Source organism: Nocardioides sp. (genome assembly GCF_031422975.1).
Taxonomy (GTDB): domain Bacteria; phylum Actinomycetota; class Actinomycetes; order Propionibacteriales; family Nocardioidaceae; genus Nocardioides.
In genome coordinates this window covers 1-2,678 of sequence record NZ_JANPEO010000279.1, presented here as the reverse complement: position 1 = coordinate 2,678, position 2,678 = coordinate 1, and the positions used below count along the sequence as shown (strand labels likewise).

Below are 2,678 nucleotides of genomic sequence, written 5' to 3'. Positions count from 1 at the left end.
GGGTGCGGCACTGGCCTCACCAGATCCGGACACGATCGGCCGGGTCGAGCCACAGCTCGTCCGACTCTGCGGTGCCGAAGGCCTCGTGGAACTCGTCGAGGTTGCGCACGATGTTGGCGCGGAACTCCGGCGGCGAGTGCGGGTCGACGGTGAGGTACTGGAGGTCCTGCTCCTTGCGGCGCTTGGTACGCCAGCAGTAGGCCCAGTTCATGAACAGTGACCTGCGGTCCTCGACCGACGCCTCGCCGGCGGCGGCGATCACGAACGCCTTGTGGCCGATGGTCAGGCCACCCAGGTCTCCGATGTTCTCGCCCACGGTGAGCTCGCCGTTGACCTTCTCTTCGGGCAGGTTGCGCGGCGAGAAGGCGTCGTACTGCTCGATCAGCGCCTTGGTCTTGACCTCGAAGGCGGCCTTGTCGTCAACGGTCCACCAGTCGTTGAGGTTGCCGGCGCCGTCGTACTGCGCACCCTGGTCGTCGAAGCCGTGGCCGATCTCGTGGCCGATGACCGAGCCGATGCCGCCGTAGTTCTCGGCCGCCGTCGCGTCCGGGCTGAAGAAGGGCTTCTGCAAGATGCCGGCCGGGAAGCAGATCTCGTTGGTGCCTGGGTTGTAGTAGGCGTTGACGGTCTGGGGCAGCATGAACCACTCGTCGCGGTCGACGGGCGAGCCGATCTTGGCGAGCTCACGGTCGGTCTCGAACGACGACGCGGCGGCGATGTTGCCCATCAGGTCGCCGGGGCGCACCACGAGGCCGGAGTAGTCGCGGAACTTTTCCGGGTAGCCGATCTTCGGGCGGAACGTGCCGAGCTTGTCGTAGGCCTTCTGCTTGGTCTCCTCGCCCATCCAGTCGAGTGCCTCGATGGAGACGCGATACGCCTGGAGCAGGTTGTCGACCAGGTCGTCCATCATCGCCTTGGACTCCGGCGGGAAGTGTCGGGAGACGTACTCCTTGCCCACCGCCTCGCCGAGGGCGCCCTCGACCAACGAGACGCCGCGCTTCCACCGCTCGCGGAGCTCGGGGGTGCCGTTGAGGGTGCGACCGTAGAAGTCGAAGTTGGTCTCGACGAACTCGTTGGGGAGGTACGCCGCAGCGCTGCGCAGCACGTGAGTGAGCAGCCACGCCTTCCAGTCGTCGATGTCGACCTCCTCGAGCACCGTGGACAGGTGGGCGAGGTAGGACGGCTGGCGGACGCAGGACTCGGCGATCGTCTGGGCGTTGCCGCCGAGGTTGGTGATGTAGGCGTCCCAGTCGAAGTGGGGAGAGAGCGCCTTGAGCTCCTCGAGCGTCGTCAGGTTGTAGGTCTTCTGGACATCGCGGGTCTCCGCGCGCTCCCAGTGGCCGGCCGCGAGCCTGGTGTCGATGTCGAGCACGGTCCGCGCCGCGGTGGCCGCGTCGGCCAGCCACGACGACCCGGCATCACCGAGCTCGAGGAGGTGGGTGAGGTAGGCGACGTACTTCTCGCGGACGTCCGCGAACTTGTCGTCGCGGTAGTAGCTCTCGTCGGGCAGCCCGAGGCCGCCCTGGGTGATGTGGAAGAGGTAGCGATCGGAGTTGCGGTCGTCGGTGTCGACATAGGACCCGAAGAGCCCGGCGCCACCGATCCGCTCGAACTCGCCGAGGAAGGCCGCCAGGTCGCGGATGTCGCGCAGGCCGGCCACCGCTGCGACGAGCGGCTGGATCGGGCGCGTGCCCAGCTTGTCGATCGTCGCCTCGTCCATGAAGGAGGCGAAGAGGTCAGCGATCTTGCGGCCCTCGTCATCGAGCTCGGCCGCTGGGGTCTCGGCGATCGAGGTGATGATGTCGCGGACCTGCGACTCGGCGACGTCCGCGAGCTGCACGAACGGCCCCCAGCTCGACCGGTCGCTGGGGATCTCGGTCTCGTCGAGCCAACGCCCGTTGACGTGGCCGAAGAGGTCGTCCTGCGGACGAATGTCAGGGTTCATGCCCGGGCGGGCGTCATCCAGGATGCTCACGACCCTGACGATAGCCAACGACCGCGACAGCGCTCGGCGCCCGTCCGCCGGCTCGGCGAAGTCAAGCGGGCGCTCTCACCGATTGCTGGCGGCGTTGGGGGTGTCTCCCCAAGCAGCCCGGGCGCCTGAGTCGCCGACGCGGTAGACCTGCACACCGCAGGCCACCGCGGCGACGACGGCAACCACGGCCGTGGTGGTCAAGACTGCGTTCGACGTGTGTTCAGCGTTGCCATCGGACCGGCGCTCGGCCCGCCTCTGCAACCAGACGAGGGCCAGGGAGCTGACCACGAGCGCGATGGCGAAGAAGAGCAGCTGGTCGCCCAGCTCGGCGTGCTCGCCCGCATCCCCCACGCGCTCCTCCAACGACTCGCCGCTCGAGGTCGCCACCGGAATCATCACGGTGGCCGCCAGGGCGGCGGCCACGACGAGGAGTCCGTACGGCTTGCGCCATCGTGGGCGGATGGCGATCAGGATGGTGCCGAGGATGGCCAGTGGCAGCAGCACCACGACTCCGTGCACGACGAGCGGGTGCACGGGAAGACCGTTGAACGTGTCAAACATGGGGATTCCTTCCCGGGGGTGTGAACCTGATGGGGACAGTGTGAGGTGTCATGACCGTTGCCGTCAGGCCCGCACCCGCAGCTGGCGTGGCAACCCGGCGCGGGTGCCGGCGCCGGCGCCGGCGGCCAGGCGCACCTTGACG

The 2,678-nt window shown here is 68.1% G+C and carries 2 protein-coding genes; both read right to left on the bottom strand.

Annotated features, from left to right (window positions below; translation table 11 throughout):
• Nucleotides 1–16: 16 nt before the first annotated feature.
• Nucleotides 17–1,975 (bottom strand): M13-type metalloendopeptidase, encoded by a 1,959-nt coding sequence (locus RMO85_RS08330; RefSeq protein ID WP_310528262.1) that lies wholly within the window; start codon nt 1,973–1,975, stop codon nt 17–19.
• A gap of 75 nt (nt 1,976–2,050) precedes the next feature.
• Nucleotides 2,051–2,536, bottom strand: a complete 486-nt coding sequence (locus tag RMO85_RS08325; protein ID WP_310528261.1) for a DUF2231 domain-containing protein — start codon at nt 2,534–2,536, stop codon at nt 2,051–2,053.
• Between the last annotated feature and the right edge of the window lie 142 nt (nt 2,537–2,678).